11 protein-coding genes are annotated in these 14841 nt (G+C 67.1%); 5 read left to right on the forward strand and 6 right to left on the reverse strand.

Annotation, left to right across the window (positions count from 1 at the left end; all coding sequences use genetic code 11):
* The 5 genes from Q0Q36_RS17950 to Q0Q36_RS17970 all read right to left on the reverse strand — a co-directional run.
* Positions 1 to 743: efflux RND transporter periplasmic adaptor subunit (locus Q0Q36_RS17950; RefSeq protein ID WP_293799985.1), on the reverse strand; the 743-nt coding region annotated here is incomplete at its 3' end.
* Between the two features lie 10 nt (positions 744 to 753).
* Positions 754 to 2772, reverse strand: a complete 2019-nt coding sequence (locus tag Q0Q36_RS17955; protein ID WP_293799987.1) for a preprotein translocase subunit SecA — start codon at positions 2770 to 2772, stop codon at positions 754 to 756.
* Positions 2765 to 4876 carry an HlyD family efflux transporter periplasmic adaptor subunit gene (locus Q0Q36_RS17960; RefSeq protein WP_293799989.1) on the reverse strand — a complete coding sequence of 704 codons (2112 nt, stop codon included), beginning with the start codon at positions 4874 to 4876 and terminating at the stop codon, positions 2765 to 2767. Before Q0Q36_RS17960 ends, Q0Q36_RS17955 begins: the two co-directional genes overlap by 8 nt.
* A gap of 35 nt (positions 4877 to 4911) precedes the next feature.
* The gene (locus tag Q0Q36_RS17965) at positions 4912 to 6765 is read right to left on the reverse strand and encodes an HlyD family efflux transporter periplasmic adaptor subunit (protein ID WP_293799991.1); all 1854 of its coding nucleotides are present in this window, start codon (positions 6763 to 6765) and stop codon (positions 4912 to 4914) included.
* Between the two features lie 39 nt (positions 6766 to 6804).
* On the reverse strand, positions 6805 to 7101 hold the full coding sequence (locus Q0Q36_RS17970; RefSeq protein ID WP_293799993.1) for a DUF3467 domain-containing protein: 297 nt from the start codon (positions 7099 to 7101) through the stop codon (positions 6805 to 6807).
* A gap of 223 nt (positions 7102 to 7324) precedes the next feature.
* Here Q0Q36_RS17970 and Q0Q36_RS17975 point away from each other — a divergent pair, with 223 nt between their 5' ends.
* The 4 genes from Q0Q36_RS17975 to Q0Q36_RS17990 are packed head-to-tail and all read left to right on the forward strand — an operon-like array spanning position 7325 to position 12532.
* Positions 7325 to 8374, forward strand: coding sequence for a methyltransferase (locus Q0Q36_RS17975; protein ID WP_293799994.1), 1050 nt, complete (start codon positions 7325 to 7327; stop codon positions 8372 to 8374).
* Positions 8371 to 10707 carry a tryptophan 7-halogenase gene (locus tag Q0Q36_RS17980; protein WP_293799995.1) on the forward strand — a complete coding sequence of 779 codons (2337 nt, stop codon included), beginning with the start codon at positions 8371 to 8373 and terminating at the stop codon, positions 10705 to 10707. The genes Q0Q36_RS17975 and Q0Q36_RS17980 overlap by 4 nt, the downstream gene beginning before the upstream one ends.
* The gene (locus tag Q0Q36_RS17985) at positions 10704 to 11576 is read left to right on the forward strand and encodes a hypothetical protein (protein WP_293799996.1); all 873 of its coding nucleotides are present in this window, start codon (positions 10704 to 10706) and stop codon (positions 11574 to 11576) included. The genes Q0Q36_RS17980 and Q0Q36_RS17985 overlap by 4 nt, the downstream gene beginning before the upstream one ends.
* Positions 11577 to 11581: 5 nt before the next feature.
* Entirely contained in the window at positions 11582 to 12532 is a 951-nt protein-coding gene (locus Q0Q36_RS17990; RefSeq protein WP_293799998.1) for a radical SAM protein, read from the forward strand.
* Here Q0Q36_RS17990 and Q0Q36_RS17995 read toward each other — a convergent pair.
* Positions 12498 to 13526, reverse strand: coding sequence for a helix-turn-helix domain-containing protein (locus Q0Q36_RS17995; protein ID WP_293800000.1), 1029 nt, complete (start codon positions 13524 to 13526; stop codon positions 12498 to 12500). The two genes, Q0Q36_RS17990 and Q0Q36_RS17995, sit on opposite strands and share 35 nt — an antisense overlap.
* 389 nt (positions 13527 to 13915) lie before the next feature.
* Between Q0Q36_RS17995 and Q0Q36_RS18000 the strand changes: the two genes are divergently transcribed.
* Positions 13916 to 14713 (forward strand): SapC family protein, encoded by a 798-nt coding sequence (locus Q0Q36_RS18000; protein ID WP_293800002.1) that lies wholly within the window; start codon positions 13916 to 13918, stop codon positions 14711 to 14713.
* The last annotated feature ends 128 nt before the right edge of the window (positions 14714 to 14841 follow it).

Here is a 14841-nt window from a genome sequence, read left to right on the forward strand (position 1 = left end):
AACGTGCCGCTCGCGGCATCGAAGACATGGTCGATGACCGTGACCTTCGCCGGATAGCTGCCGCCGATCGGCGCATCCAGCGATACCGTGGCGCTCGCTCCAATCCTGAGCCTGTTCCATTCGCCGACGCCGACATAAGCCTCGACATAGAGCGGATTGAGCTGGACCAGGGTGAAGATCGCGCTGTCCTGCCGCACGAATTCGCCTCCCGACATCAGCCGTTCGAAGACCAGCCCGTTGAACGGGCTGCGGATGATCCTGAGGTCGAGCTGCGCGCGGGCCCGCTCGACGTCGAGGATCGCCAGTTCGTGCTTGAGGATCTCGGTCTGCAAGTCGCGTTTGCCGATCTCGTAATCGGCCTCGACCTGATCGACCTTGTCCTGGGTGGTAACGCCCTTCGACAGCTGGTTCTGGCGCTCGAGGCGGCGGCGATAGAGCTCGACGCGGGCCCGCTGCGCCTCGGCCGGGGCGTCGTTCTTCGCCTGGGCCTCGGCGAGGGCGAGATTGGCTTCCTCGACGCTGGTGTCGAGACGGGCGATGATCTGGCCCGCCTCGACGACATCGCCGCGATTGACCGCCACGCTCTTCAGGATGCCGAGTGTGGCGCTGCCGATCTTCACGCGCTGGGCCGGCTCGATGACGCAATCCAACGGCCCGATCTGTGCATGGGCACGGGCCATAGGGTTCAGGATCGCAAGCCAGGTGCCGGTCAGCGCCAGAAGCGAAAAGCGAAGGCAGGTCATGGGACGGTCCTCATTCGGAATGGCCGGAGAAGGCCAGCATCCGCTCCTGGCTCTGGTCCGAATTCATCAACTCGCGGCGCATCCGCGCATGGAGGCGTTCCGCACGGGCCTGAGCGAAGCGCAGGAGGCGACGCGCCATCGGCTGAGCGAGCGAGGCCGGCAGCGTGGCGAGCACCGCGCGGCCGAGCAGCCGGCTCAGTGGCCGCCCGTCCAGCAGCGGATCGTCGAGCGAAAGGATCGCCTGGAAGCAGCCGGGCTCGCCCTGGCGGCCGCTGCGGCCGGCGAGTTGGTCGTCGATGCGCCTGGCATCGTGCCGCTCGATCATGATGACGTGCAGGCCGCCGCGCTCGGCGACGCCCGGCGCGAGTTTGATGTCGGTGCCGCGGCCGGCCATGTTGGTCGCCACCGTGATCCGGCCTTGTCCGCCGGCCAGCGCGACGATCTCTGCCTCCGCCTTGTCCTGCGCGGCGCTGAGCAGCGTATGGTTCAGGCCCGCATCGCCCAGATGCCCGCTCGCCTCCTCGGCGGCGGCGACGGAACGCGTGCCGATCAGGACCGGGATGCCACCGGCGTGGAGCGCAGCGACGCGCGCCGTCACATGCTGCCATTTCGCGGTCGTGTCGGGGAAGACGAGATCGGGCAGATGCCGCCTTCGGATCGGCCGATGGGTCGGGATGCGCGCGACGGAGAGGCGGAAGATCGCCCAGAGCTCTGCCTCTATCCCGCCCGCGGTGCCGGTCATCCCTGCGAGGCGGCGATAGCGGCGGAAGAAGCGCTGATAGGTGATGCGGGCAAGCGTGCTGCGCCCGGCGGAGAGCGCGCAGCCTTCCTTGTGCTCGATCATCTGATGGAGACCGTCGCTCCAAGCCCGGTCAGGCATGACGCGGCCGGTATACTCGTCGACGATCACCACCTTGCCGTCCCGCAGGATGTAGTGCTCGTCGCGGTGAAAGAGGTGGAGTGCCGTCAGTGCCTGCCGCACCAGCTCCTCGCGCGTGACCCTTGCGCGCCATCCCGGCCCGTCCGCCGACGTCGCCGCCTCGATCGCCTCCAGGCCGGCGGGATGAAGCAGGATGCGCCGCTCGCCAGGCACGATGCCATAGTCCCGCGGCTGGGTGAGCGACTGCGAGACCGACAGGGCACGGGTCAGCATCTCCGGCGCGAACTGGGAGGGCACCTCGGCCGAGATGATCAGCGGCGTGCGCGCCTCGTCGACCAGCACGCTGTCGGCTTCGTCGACGATCGCGAAATGCAGCCCGCGAAGCCTCAGCCGCGGCTCCGGCCCCGACGGCCGGAGCAGCTCGTTGAGCTTGAGGCGGACGTCGCTGGCCCTTTGGCCCAGCGTGATGCGGTCGCGCAGGTAATCGAAGGTGAGGTCTTTGTTGGTGCAGTAGGTGATGTCGCAGGCATAGGCGGCCGCCCTCTCCGGCAGCTCCTGCTTCTCGCGGATGATCCCGACGCTGAGACCGAGTGCCCGGTAGAGCGGACCCATGGTTTCTGCGTCGCGCTCGGCGAGATAGGCGTTCACGGTGACGACATGGACCGGGATACCGGCAAGCGCAGCGGTCGAGGCGGCGAGCGCTGCGGTCAAGGTCTTGCCTTCGCCGGTCGCCATCTGGGCGATGCGCCCGTCGAGGAGTGCGGCCGCGCCCATGATCTGGACTGGGTAATGCGGCTGGCCGAGCAGACGGCCAGACCATTCGCGTACCAGAGCGAAGGCCGCCGCGAGCGCTTCCGGCGGGGGCGACTCACTGCGCCGCAGGGCGCTCGTCACGGCCGGCAGCCGAGCGTGCAATGCTTCGACGGAAAGACCCGCCAGCTCGGGCGCCAGCGCCGCCGCATGCTCGGCGATGGCGCGATAGCGGAGGCCGTAAAAGGCGGCAAGGCGTGCCCTCGCGATCCCGACGGCCCAGTTCAGCGCCCGGTCGAGCTTGCCCTCCGGCGGTACCGTTCGTTCGGCCCAGGCGCGGGCGGGCGGGAGCGGCCGCTGCTTTTGGAGCCTGGGAAGTGTTCCGGCGCCGTCAGACACGGAACTGGCTCAGGAAGACCTGCCGCAGGCTGCGAAGCACCCGCCAGCCGATCGCTTCGCGGCCATGGTCGAAACGGACATAGGCGCGCTCGCCCAGCACATCGAGCGGGATGCCGCCGGCGACCTGAACGTCGAAGATGAAGATGCTCTGCAGCGCGCGCGGCTTTTGCGGGTTGCTCATGTCGATCGGAATGGGGCCGCCGCCGGGTGCCGTGAGGGCGGGGCTCGGGACTTCGGACTGCGCGCCGGGGACTTCGCGCAGGATCGCGCCCGGCCGGACCTCCTCGACGCGGTCGGCAAGGCGCACCGCGACCGGCCCGGGCCGGGAGCGGACGAGGTCGATATCCGCCTGCGGCACCACCACCCGGATGACCGGGTCCTCCGCCTCCAGCACATAGCCGATGCGATCGCCGCGATGCACGTAGCGCCCGACGAGATCGGTCGCTTCCGGCAGGATGAAGCGGCCCTCCTGTCCTGCAGTCAGGGTCAGGTCTGCGGTTCTGGAGCGAAACGAATCGAGGGTCTGGCTGGTGCTGCCGATTTGTTCGTTCAGGATTTCGGCCTGAACGCGGTCCGTCAGCCTCACGGCGTCGTAACGCTGGCGCAGCTCTTCCAACTGGGCGGCGAGCACGGCGACACGGGCGCTCAGCACCGGGTCCTCGAGCTGCAGAAGCGTTTCTCCGCGGGCTACGGCCTCGCCCGGCCTGGCTGCCACGCGGGCGAGGACGCCATCGACGCGGGCGCGCAGCTCGGAGCGATCGGGGACCCAGACGACTCCTTGGGCGATCGTCGCGTATGGGAGCGGCATGGCGAAGACCAGAAGGAGGAGCGCTCCTGCCGCTGCGCCGGTCAGCGTCAGAGCTCGCCGGCGGCGGCCCCGGAGCTTCGGGTCGAGCAGCAGGAAACGGACACCTTTCACCAGTGGCACCACGAGGATGCCGGCAATGGCGACGATCGCGAGCGCCACGCCGAAGATGAAGAACTGCGTCGCGATGACGGCGGCGATCGCGAGCGAGACCATCATCCGGTACAGGAAGGAGGCGACGGCATAGCCTGCGAGCCAGCCCCTTTCTCCCTTTGCGGTCACGGGACTTTCGGCATCGTGGATGCCGAAGACATGCTTCTGGAGCCAATAGAAGACGTAGCGGTTGCTGCGCGCGCCGAGATTGGGGATCTCCACCCAGTCAGCGAGGATGTAGTAGCCGTCGAAGCGCAGCAGCGGATTGCCGTTGAACAGCAGCGTCGAAACGCCGCCGATCACCATGACGTTGAAGGCCACGGCCCTGGCCAGGCCCGGCTCGGCGAGCGCCCAGACGATCGCGGCGATGGCCGCGAGCGCGAGCTCGACGATGATGCCGGCGGCCGAGACGACCATGCGCTGCCATTTGCTGGCGAAGGCGGCCGCCGCCGAAGCCTCGACATAGGGCGCGGGAATGAGGACCAGCAGCATCGCGCCGACCTCGTGTACCTCTCCGCCCCAAGCCTTGGTCGCGCAGGCATGGCCGAGTTCGTGCAGACCCTTCACGACGATGTAGGTCACCATCATCAAGGCGAGATTCTGCGCGGTGAGCATCTGGTTCGCCGCGTCGCCGATCAGCTCATGCCAGTGCAGCGTGGCGATGGTGATGCCCGTCAGCACGAGAAGAAGCCAGCAGACCAGTCCGGTGACGGAGAAGAGCGGCTGGTAGAGCGGGCGCAGCGCTTCCAGCAGCCGATCGGGGTCGAAGAGCGGCAGGCGCAGCGCCAGCGGATTGCGAACCCGCGCCATCATCGTGCGGCGGGCCGTCGAGGCGGCACGCTCGGACAACTCGGCGAAATCCGGCGGAAACGCGCCCTGCAGCAGATCGGCGCCGTGCAGCAGCGAGAGCAGCCGGATCGTCTCGTCTTGCGTCGGCGGATCGTCGTCGCCACGCGCGCAGACCATCTCCCAGATCTCCTGCACGCTGCGCTGCCCGTCCATGAGGCAAAGGAACAGGTTCGCCGCGGGCGACAGGCGGTGGAAGCGTCCGGTCTGATGGTCCTGCAGCACGTACCAGACGGCGCCGCGGAAGCGCTGCCGGTGGATCTGGGCGTGGCCGCGCAGCCGAGGCTTGAGGCCGCTCACCCGATACCATGATTGACTGAAGAGCGAGGCCATCGTCAGGGAAGAAGGTGCCAGAACGACAGGCGCAGCCAGTCGGCGATCGGACGCGTCCAGACCGAGATCAGCAGCCGCCGGTCGACATCGACCTTGCCGATGCCCTCCATGCCGGGGCGAAGCCGCGTCGAGGCCTGTGCGAGCTTGCCCTCCACGCGGAAGGCATTGCGGCCGTTCTTGCTCTCCGCGACCGGCGTAATCAGCTGGACGACGAAGGGGTAGGGCTCATCGGGCAGGGCGCTCGCCAGCACTTCGCCCTTCTGGCCGGGGTGGACGTCCGCGATCACGCGTTCGTCGACATTGAGGATCACGCGGTAATCGTCCAGGGGCGCGACCTCGAACAGCACCTGTCCGCGGCTCACCGCGCCTCCGATGGACTGGCTGAGATCGCCGGAGACGATCAGTCCGTCGAAGGGAGCGTAGAACTTGAGCCGGGCCAACTGCTCGTCCACCAGCTTGATCTGAGCCTCCGCCTGATCGATCTGGCTGCGTACGATGTTGATGGTTGCGGGCTGGCGGGACGCCAGCGCCTTGTCGTATTCGAAGATGCGTTGCTGGCGCTCGGTGACCCAGCGCAAGCGTTCCAGGACGAGGTCGCGATCCTCCAGAGCGGCCAGGAGCTCTCCTTGCCTGACGGTGTCGCCCGCACGCTTCTCGGCGGTCTTCAGATAGCCGTCATAAGGGGCGACCACCGCGCGCCGGACCAGGCCTTCGATGCGGGCATCGGAGGTGACGCGGTAATCCGTCTTCAGCAGCGAGAACAGGACGACGAGGCCGGCGAGCACCAGCAGCGCGAGCTTGGCCGCAGCATGGCCGGGGCCGACGAGGCGCCTCACGCCGTCCAGCCCGCTGTCGAGCATCTTGCGTGGCAGCCATCGGTCGTTCAGCCGCTTTTCTTCCAATACCGGGCCTACCGCGGCACAGGCGGCCCGGATGATCTCGACGGTCTCCGGGTCGAAGGGCTGGTCACCCGCGCGCTCCAGTGTGAAGGCGCCGGCGAAGCGGTCGCCTGCCAGGAACGGCACAGTGAGGACCCGGCCGTCATGGCGCTGGCGCGCCAGCTCGGCATGGGCCGTGGTGATGACGGCCTCGTCCCCCAGGCCGGGAAACAGCACCAGGCTGCGCTGGTCGAGTGCTTCGTCCATGCAGGCGGCCAGGCTACGGACGAGGTTCATCTCGTGGCCGAACTGAGCCGTATGCGAAATCGCCGCGATGCGGGTTCGACCGCCCTGCGAGAAGCCGATCGAGGCCCGTGCGCAGTCGAAGCGGATGGCGAGATCGGTCGCGGCGGCGACGCCGGCGGCCGTGAAGCCGGTCTGCTCCAGAGCGCCGGCAAGCAGATCGAGCGCTGCACGCGCCCGTTCGAGCTGCCTGGCATCCCGGCGCCCCGCTTCACCATAGTGCCTTGCCGTCAGCCAGGCCGCGCCCCAGCCGATGCGCCGGATGGCGGCGCGCCAGCGTTCGGGATCCCGCGTCGCGAGATGGAAGACCGCGCAGGCGAAGGGGCCGTCATCGTCTGTCAGAGGGACGCCGATCAGCGCGCCGGCTTCGGCCGCCAGCTCGCGAACGACGCTGCGCTGCTCGTTCCAGGCGGCGCGGGCCGTCTCGATCAACTCGGCTTTGCTACCTGCCGGCCAGGCCGCGACCGCTGCGAGATCCTGGCTGCCGCTGCCGGCGAAGACCGCGCCGGCCACTGTGTTGCTCAGCATCGCGGCCTGCAGAGAGAGCCACGCCACGGCGGCGTCATCGAATGTCGTCGCGGTCTGGAGCTGCTGCCACAGGGCGGGCTCCAGCAGGAAAATGCGGTCGTCCGAGCGCGCCTCTTCCGCGCGGCCGGTGCCAACGGCGCCGCTCATGACCCGCCCGAGCCTGTCAGGCCCTCGGCATCAGCCGCGTCAGGCCTCGACATCCAGGCGGCCATGCCGGCTCTCGTATTCGCTCAGCACGCCGCCGAGGACCGCGTGCAGCCGCTTGGCGGCCAGAGGCGTCAGGATGATGCGGTTCGAGAGGTCGACGACCACGTCACCGGGCATGCTGACGTTCCACGTCCGGTTGGTGCCGAAGAACAGGTCGACCTGCTCGCGCGTACCCTGGACGTTGACGACGTTGGCGAAATGCGTCGCCATCGCGTCCTCGCGCCAGGCGATCTGACGGGCTTCGCCGCCCTTGGCTTCGTGACCCGCGTCGCTCACCGGCGTTCCCATCCCTGTCGACGGCCTGCGATGTACCGGCCGATGTCGTTTACAAGAGCGCTCTTGATCGCTTCTTGTATCCATTGCAAGTCTCTCGCGCCGCGAACCATGTCTTCGTCGGCACTCTAGTTGTCAGCGACAGCTTTCGCGGTGGGGCGCAAGAGGGGCGATGAGCGTTTGTCTTGATCCAGCATCTCAGCCCTGTGAGCCGCCGTCGCGTCATGTGGTCGACCAACCCGATACCGTGGCCGCGGTCCGGGCCGTCGATGCGCTGCTGGCTCATGGCATCGCCGCGCGCGCCATCGACCACGCGCTGAAAGGCGGGGTTATCGACCGCCTCGGCGAGCGGCGTCTTCTGGAGGAAGCCGAGCTTGCTGCCGAACTCGGTTCCGCGCCGGAGCGCATCGCGCTGCTCGTCTCTCTTCTGGTCTCGGCCGACGTGTTGTGCCGGAAGGCCGGCGGCCTCGCCTTGTCCGAGAGTTTCCGCCGCATCCTGCCGTTTCGGGATCTTCTCGAGGCCAAGCTCGGATTCCTCGCTTTGGCATCCGCCGACCTCGATGAATATTTCGCCGCCTTCATCGATGCGCCGGACCGGTTCATCGCGCAATCGCGGACCTTCGAGCTTTTCCGCTATGACCGCTGTTTCGAGCTGACGCCCGAAAACCTGGCCGCGACGCGCCGCTGGGTCTCCTACACATCGTGCCTCACCCGCTACGAGGCCGGACCCTGCTGGGACCGCATCGATCTCGATGGTGCGCGCCGGCTGCTCGATCTCGGCGGCAACAGCGGCGAGTTCGCGGCGCGGGCCTGCGCAAAGGCACCGCAGCTGACGGCCACGGTCGCCGATCTCCCTGTCGTCTGTGCGATCGGGCGCGAGATGCTGGCGGGCCGGCCCGAACTGCCGCGCGTGTCCTATCTGCCGCTCGACATGCGCTTCGACGCGCTGCCCGCCGGGCATGATCTGATCAGCTTCAAATCCGTGCTGCACGACTGGCCTGCCGACGAGGCCTTCAAGCTGATGGCGCGCGCCTGTGCGGCGTTGCCGGCGGGAGGGCAGCTCCTGATCTACGAGCGCGCGCGCATCCCGATCGAGGATATGGCGATGAGCTATGCCGCGGCTGCCAATCTCGTCTTTGCCCCCTTTTTTCGCGATGCCGGCTTCTACATCGAGGCGCTCGGTGCGCTCGGGCTCAGGGAGATCACGGCCGAGACGGTCGAGATCGAGACACCGTTTCATCTGATCACCGCGCGCAAGCCGGGCGGCCCGGCATGACCGAGAGGCTGCCCTTGCAGCGCCGTGCGCGGCAACGGCTGGTGGTGGCGGGCGGGGGGCTCGCCGGCTGGCTGGCGGCGGCCTTCCTGCAGCGTGTCCTGCGCCGGGCGGGGTGGAGCGTTACCGTCGTCGCGCCGCGTCGCCGGTCCGATAGCGATCTCGCGGTCGCGACGGGCCCGGACTTCACGCGCCTGCTGCACGGACTCGGCATCGACGAGGAAACGGTGCTGCGCCGTTGCCAGGGTACTTATCGCCTGGCGAGCCGTTTCACGGACTGGTTCGCGCCTGGCCGCTCTCATCTCCTGCCCTTCGGCCCCTGCGGCCCGCGTCCGGGCGGGCATGACCTGTTTCATTATTGGCTGAAGGACCGTATTGCCGGGGCAGACGGCCTCGATTACGGCGCGCATTCGCTGGTTGCGCAGCTCGCCGAGCATGGTTTCGGGCCTCTCGGCGAGCGTGGCCGTTCGCCGGTTCAGGAAGAGGGCGACTACGGCTTCCATCTCGCAGCGGCCCCTCTGCTCGATATGCTGCGCGACATCGCGCTCGTCGAAGGCGTGCGCTGGATCGAGGCCCGCGTCAGCGGCGCCGAGATTTCCGCCGGGACCGTCCGGTGCCTCCGATTGCGAGACGGCGACGAAGTCGAGGGCGATCACTTCATCGACGCGACGGGGACGGCGGCTGTCCTGATCGGTGAAGCGCTGGGGCAGGGGCGCGAGCCTGGAGCCGAAGCGGCCTTCGCGATCCGGCGGCGCCCGATCGATGGGGCTACCGATCCGCGCCCTGTGACGCGATATCGCGCGTTGCCGACCGGTTACAGCGAAACGATTCCCTTAGCCGACATCGCGATCGAAACGACGGCCGAGACAGGCATGGCCGCAGACGCAGACCGCGCGCATCTCCAGGCCGGCTTCCGAAAAGACATCTGGGCCGGCAATGTGGTTGCGCTTGGGCGTGCCGCCGGCGGGCTGCCGCCTCTGCTGGGGCTCGACGGCCTGCTCCTGCTGCGCAGTCTCGAGCGTTTTCTGGAATGGTTGCCGCGCGGCATTGGCGAACCTGGATTGTGCGAGGCCTTCAATCACGAAATCGGCCGCGACGTTGCGGCGGCGGAAGAGGTCGTGCGCCTTCACCTGGGGCTTGGGCGCCGCATCGAGCCGTTCTGGAGCGCCCGCCGCGCCGATGCGTTATCGCCTGCTCTACAGCGCCGGTTGGATCTTTATGAAACAGCCGGGCGGATCGAACCGATGAGCGCCAACGTCTTCGACGAAAGCGCCTATTACCACACGCTGGTCGCCGCGCAGCTTCTGCCGAGGCGCGTTTTCGCCCCCGTTGATCTGGTCGATCCGCGGCAGGTCGCAGGGCTGCTCACCGGGGTTCGGGAGCAGAACGAGCAAATGCTGCGCGGTATGCTGTCCCATGCCCGGACGATGGATGCGATCCACGGCGCTCGCACGGGGTCGCCGGAAGGCTCTGCCGTGGCGCCAGAACAGATCGCTCTGCCGAATGCGGTCATGGAGATGCGCGCAACGGCGGGTGGACGCACGCTCTTCGACCTCGTCACCTCGCTGGACAAGCCGTTCGGGATCGAGCGATCGGTCAAGGCGGAAGCTGGCCGGCTGCAGCGCGAGCGTTTCCTGACCAGTCTTCACCGCTCTGCGCTGGGCGATGACGCCGGCGCCGTCGTCGGGCATTTCGGTGCGGCCTTGGGCTTGGCCGAGCCTTATCGGTCCGAGGCAATGCGCGCGATCCCGAGCGCCGACATCCTGCATCTGGGGTATGAGGACGGCGCCAACGGCCCTCTCTACAAGCTCTATGTCGAGTGGTCGACGCGCGCGGACCGCATCTGGCATCATCCGGAGGCAGATCCACGTCCGGAGCCTGTTCTCGTGCACCGCGCCTATAAATGGGACCCTGCAAAGCCCGACCGCGTGGTGACGACGCTCTACCGATGGCCGCATGTGCGCAGTGCGGGGGATATCCGCTCGCGGCTGCCTGCGCTCGGTGCCGATGCTGGGGGCGCCTTCACCGTCGGTCTCGCCGAAGCCGTGCTCGATGTCGTGGAGCGGGACGGCACCGGCTATGCCCACTATCTCGAAGTTCGTGAGGACGGTAGTCCGCGGGTCTCCTTCGACCTCAATCTCTACGCGACGGGGCTCAGCGTCGGCGCATTCGCGCCCGTCATCGAAACCGCCTTCACTCATCTGGCCGTCCCGCTTTCGGAGACTCGGCGCTTTGTCGATCTCCATCGCCAGGAGACGCTGGGACATGTCGCAGGCGGGCTGGGGCGGCGCGGCGAGCCCTTCGTCACGGTTTACTTCGGGGCGCGCGAGGCATGATCGAGCTGCCTGCGGAGCGGATGGAATGGGCGGCGCCTGGCGACCGCTACGCCGATTACTGCCTGTGGGATTATGAGCCGCTTGGCCCCACGACAGGCCGCCTGCGGCCCTCGACGCTGCTTTGGCATTCCCTGGCGGCCGCCCATGCACCGGATGGCCTCGTTGCGATCTGCGACACGCTGCGCGCAGGGTTGGGCGCAGGGCAAACGGTCTGGGGCGCCAAACATGCGGGCGGTACGGTCAGCTGGGAACTCTACTTCTACGATTACGCGCGGCTCAGCCGCACCGTCTCTCTGGGCCGCATCGCCGCCATCCTCTCGCCGCTCGTCTCGTGCTCGTTGAGAGACCCGGCCCAGACCCCCTATTTCATGCTGTCGCTCGATCTCGACACGGCTCTCGGCGCAGGCCGGCGCGGTATCGATGCGGCCAGCCTCTATATCGGGAACCCCGGTAGCGCGGTGTCCTCCGGCCTGTCCTATGCGCTAACCCCCGAGGGCCTGCTCTTCGACAATCTCTACGCCTTCTTCGATGCCCGTCGCGAGCGCGACGCAATCCGCGAGAAGATCGCCTGCTCGACCTATCTCGATCCGAGCGTCGCGATCGATGACATTCTCTGGCCCGAGCTGATGGACTGCGCCGTCATCGTCGTCGCCAACAAGCGGCGTTGCGACGGAATCTACTTCTCGCGGATCGGTGTCGATAAGTTGCTGCTGTTCATGGAGCGCCTCGCCTATCCGAACGATGTCATCAGGTTCATCCGCGACAACCGGAGTAGGCTCGACCATTTGCTGTTTGATGTCGGGATCGATTATCAGATGGTCGATGGGCGGCTCACCGTCGCCAAAAGCGCCTATTACGGCCTGTTGTGACGCCGATGAGCGAAGCGCCCGTTCTCCAGCCTCTCGGGCATGCGGACTACGTCTCCCTGACGATGGAGTTCCGCTGCAACCTCAGATGCGTGCACTGCATGATCGAGGGCACGATGGATCGGCTGCGTCCGGAGAGCGACGGGCATTTCGAGGAGGTGCTGCGGCTCAATCGAAGGGAGCGCCGCTGGCGCGGGCTGATCCTGACCGGCTCCGAGATCACCTTGCGGAAGGATTTGCCGCAGTTGGTGGGGCGGGCCAGGGCCTGCGGCTTCGAGCGCGTGCGGATCCAGACCCATGGGATGCATCTCGGCCAGCCGAGCTATGCACGGCGGTTGGTCGAGGCTGGCGTCAACGAGTTCTTCGTCAGCATTGCCGGTGCCGATGCCGCCAGCCATGACGGCATCACTCTGGTGAAGGGCTCTTTTGAGCGAGCGCTCAGGGGCCTCGCATTCCTCGACACGCTGCCGGGGGTTCTCAGCATCACCAATACGGTCGTGACGCGGCTGAGCTATCCGCTGCTGCCGGGTATCGTCGCGGCCCTCTCCGAACTCAAGCGGCTCGCGCAGATGGAGTTCTGGGTCTATTTTCCCATGGCGGAGCGTGACGAGAAGGACCTTGTCGCGCGCCATGGCGACGTGCTGCCCCATCTTCGCGCCGCGATCGCGGATGCCAGAGCGCTCGGCCGCAAAGTCGAGGTCAAGAATTTCCCGCAATGCCTGCTCGGCGAGTTGGGCGACGCGCTGGTCAATGCCCAGCCCGAGCTGCATATCGACGAGGATTTCTGGACAGAGTTCGCGCGCAACGGCTTTTATCAATGCGTCCACCGCGACGCCTGCGCATCGACGGAATGCCTCGGCCTGAACTCGGCCTATCTCGCCAAGTTCGGCGACGAGGCCGAGACTCTTTCTCCTCTCAACCGCGTCAGCTCGCCACCGAGCGGCTCCACCATTCTTTGACGATGTCGGTGCTCGTCAGCTCCGAGCGTGCCGTCATCTCTCTCTGCTGCGCGCGGTACGCGCTCGCCGTCATACCGAACTGAGCTTTGAAACTGCGGCTGAAATGGGCGTCGCTGCGAAAGCCGAGATCGGCTGCCAGCCGCGCCAGCGTGCGATGCTCCAGCGGGTCGGACAAGGCCGACTGCATCGCGAACAGGCGCCGTTCCTGGACGTAACGCATGATTCCGCCATGCGACGTAAAGAGGCGGTAGAGCGTCGCGCGCGAAACCTTGAGCTCGGCGGCAAGGCTGTCCGGCGAGAGGTCCGGTGAGGTGATCTGATTCTGGACCGCCGCTTCGGCGAGCTTCATCAGGCTGGCATCGGACAATCGCTCGACCTCGGCAGGAATGGGGGCGGAGAGGTCAAGCAGGCGGTTCAGCGTCTGCAGCATGTCCTTCTCCGCGCGAGCCGCCTCGTCGCGGGTCAGCACCAGGCTGTTCGCGCGCAAGGACGACAGATGCGCCGCGAGAAGCCGGTTGCGGATGCTGTCCAGCTTGGGCCGGAGCGAATTCACGACGTGGCCGTTCAGCAGACGCCGTGGAACGATCAGCGCGATGGTGTCGGAGGTGGAGGCGCGGGTCTCGACAGCCTCTGCGAGATCGATCAAGGCGACCTGTCCCGGCCAGATCGTCGTCTGCTGGCCGGTGATGCTTCCGGTGAAGCCGCCGCTCAGATAAAGATGGAACATCAGATGATGTGGCGTGGCCGCGCAGCGCCCCGCATCGCGGACGAAATCCTGGCTGTTGAACGTCACGCGCGCGATCAGGGTACCGCCTAGAATGATGCCGGCGGCCGAGCCGACCGGCGTCTTGTTCGAACCGTTCGGACGCGGTTCGAAGAGCGGTGACAAGACTTCGCTCCAGAGCGGGAAGGCCTCGGCGGGCTGCAGGCCGGACGTCACATAATGCAGGCGAGGCAGTGCAGTCACGGCGGCGAGGCCCGGTTCCCAAAGCATCGGTCGCTCAGGTCGCGGATCGGTCCTGAGCCTCGGCGATCGAAAAATCGCCAGCAGACGAAGTCCTGCTGAGCCGGATTGTTCCCGCTGATCCGAGCAATCCAGGCGCTTACGTAGCGGTCGAGAAGTAAAAGAACCGTGCGCATCGGTCCTGCCCCCGCAAAGGACGCGATCGATCTCGGCGCCGAGCCGTGGCGACGCGGCAGCGGGTCAAGGCAGAAGCGATGAGTGCAGAGCCTCGCTTAACCCCCAATCTTTCGTTCGGTTACCGGGTTGAGACGCTCAATCAAGACAATTGAATCGCTGATTCCTCATCAAATCTTTCAGACCCTGCTATCGGACACCGATGCGAATTCGGCCGCCCTCAGCCGGAGCGCGAGGGCAGAGCGATGGCGAAGCAGCTTCTGATTTACGAACGCGCGGTCCCGGTGACGCGCCAAAGGCACGGATCGTGGTCGATCAAGGCCGGGTCCAGCTATGATTTTGCACGCGATGTGAACTCGGTGCCGCTGATGGTGGCCGAGTTCGCCAGCGCCGCGCCGGAATACACAATTGTCTTTGGCGGCAATGCCGGCGAGATCATCCCGGTCGCGCTGCTCGGCATCCGCGACGCCGAGAACCTCCATGTCGACGAGCAGGGTGGATGGACCGGCAAATACGTGCCGGCTTTTCTGCGCCGCTATCCGTTCGTCTTTTCCAGCGACAATCCGAACGAGGCCGACGCGGTGTTCACGCTCTGCGTCGACGAGGAGTTCGCCGGCTGCAACGACGAGGGCAAGGGCGAGCGGCTGTTCGATGCCGATGGCGAGCGCACGCAGTATCTGCAGAACGTGCTCGGCTTCCTCCAGGCCTACCAGGTCCAGTTCCAGCGTACGAAACTCTTCGTCGCGCGGCTCGAGGCCATGGGCCTGCTCGAGCCGATGCAGGCGCAGTTCACGCTGCGCAGCGGCCAGCGCGCGACGCTTTCGGGTTTCAGCGTCGTCAATCGCGACAAGCTGAAGGCCCTGAGCGGCGAGCAGCTGGCCGAGCTGATGCAGGCCGACGAGCTGGAGCTGATCTACCAGCATCTCGGCTCGCTCTCGAACCTCACGCCGATCGCCGAGCGTATCGGTGCCCCGGCGAGCGTGCCGGCGGAGGCTGATACGGCGCCGCCCGCTCCGAAGGCCAAGGCCGCCAAGAGCGCCTGAGCGGGCGGGGCTTCCAGGCCCCGGCTGCACGAGGACGACCTCGCCACGCCTTCCATGCGGAGGCCTGACGAGCTGAAAGGCAGGGGCGCGGCCGCAGAGCCCGCCCCTGGGTCGCTAGGAGATGGGCG

Source organism: uncultured Allobosea sp., from assembly GCF_945957345.1.
Lineage (GTDB): Bacteria > Pseudomonadota > Alphaproteobacteria > Rhizobiales > Beijerinckiaceae > Allobosea.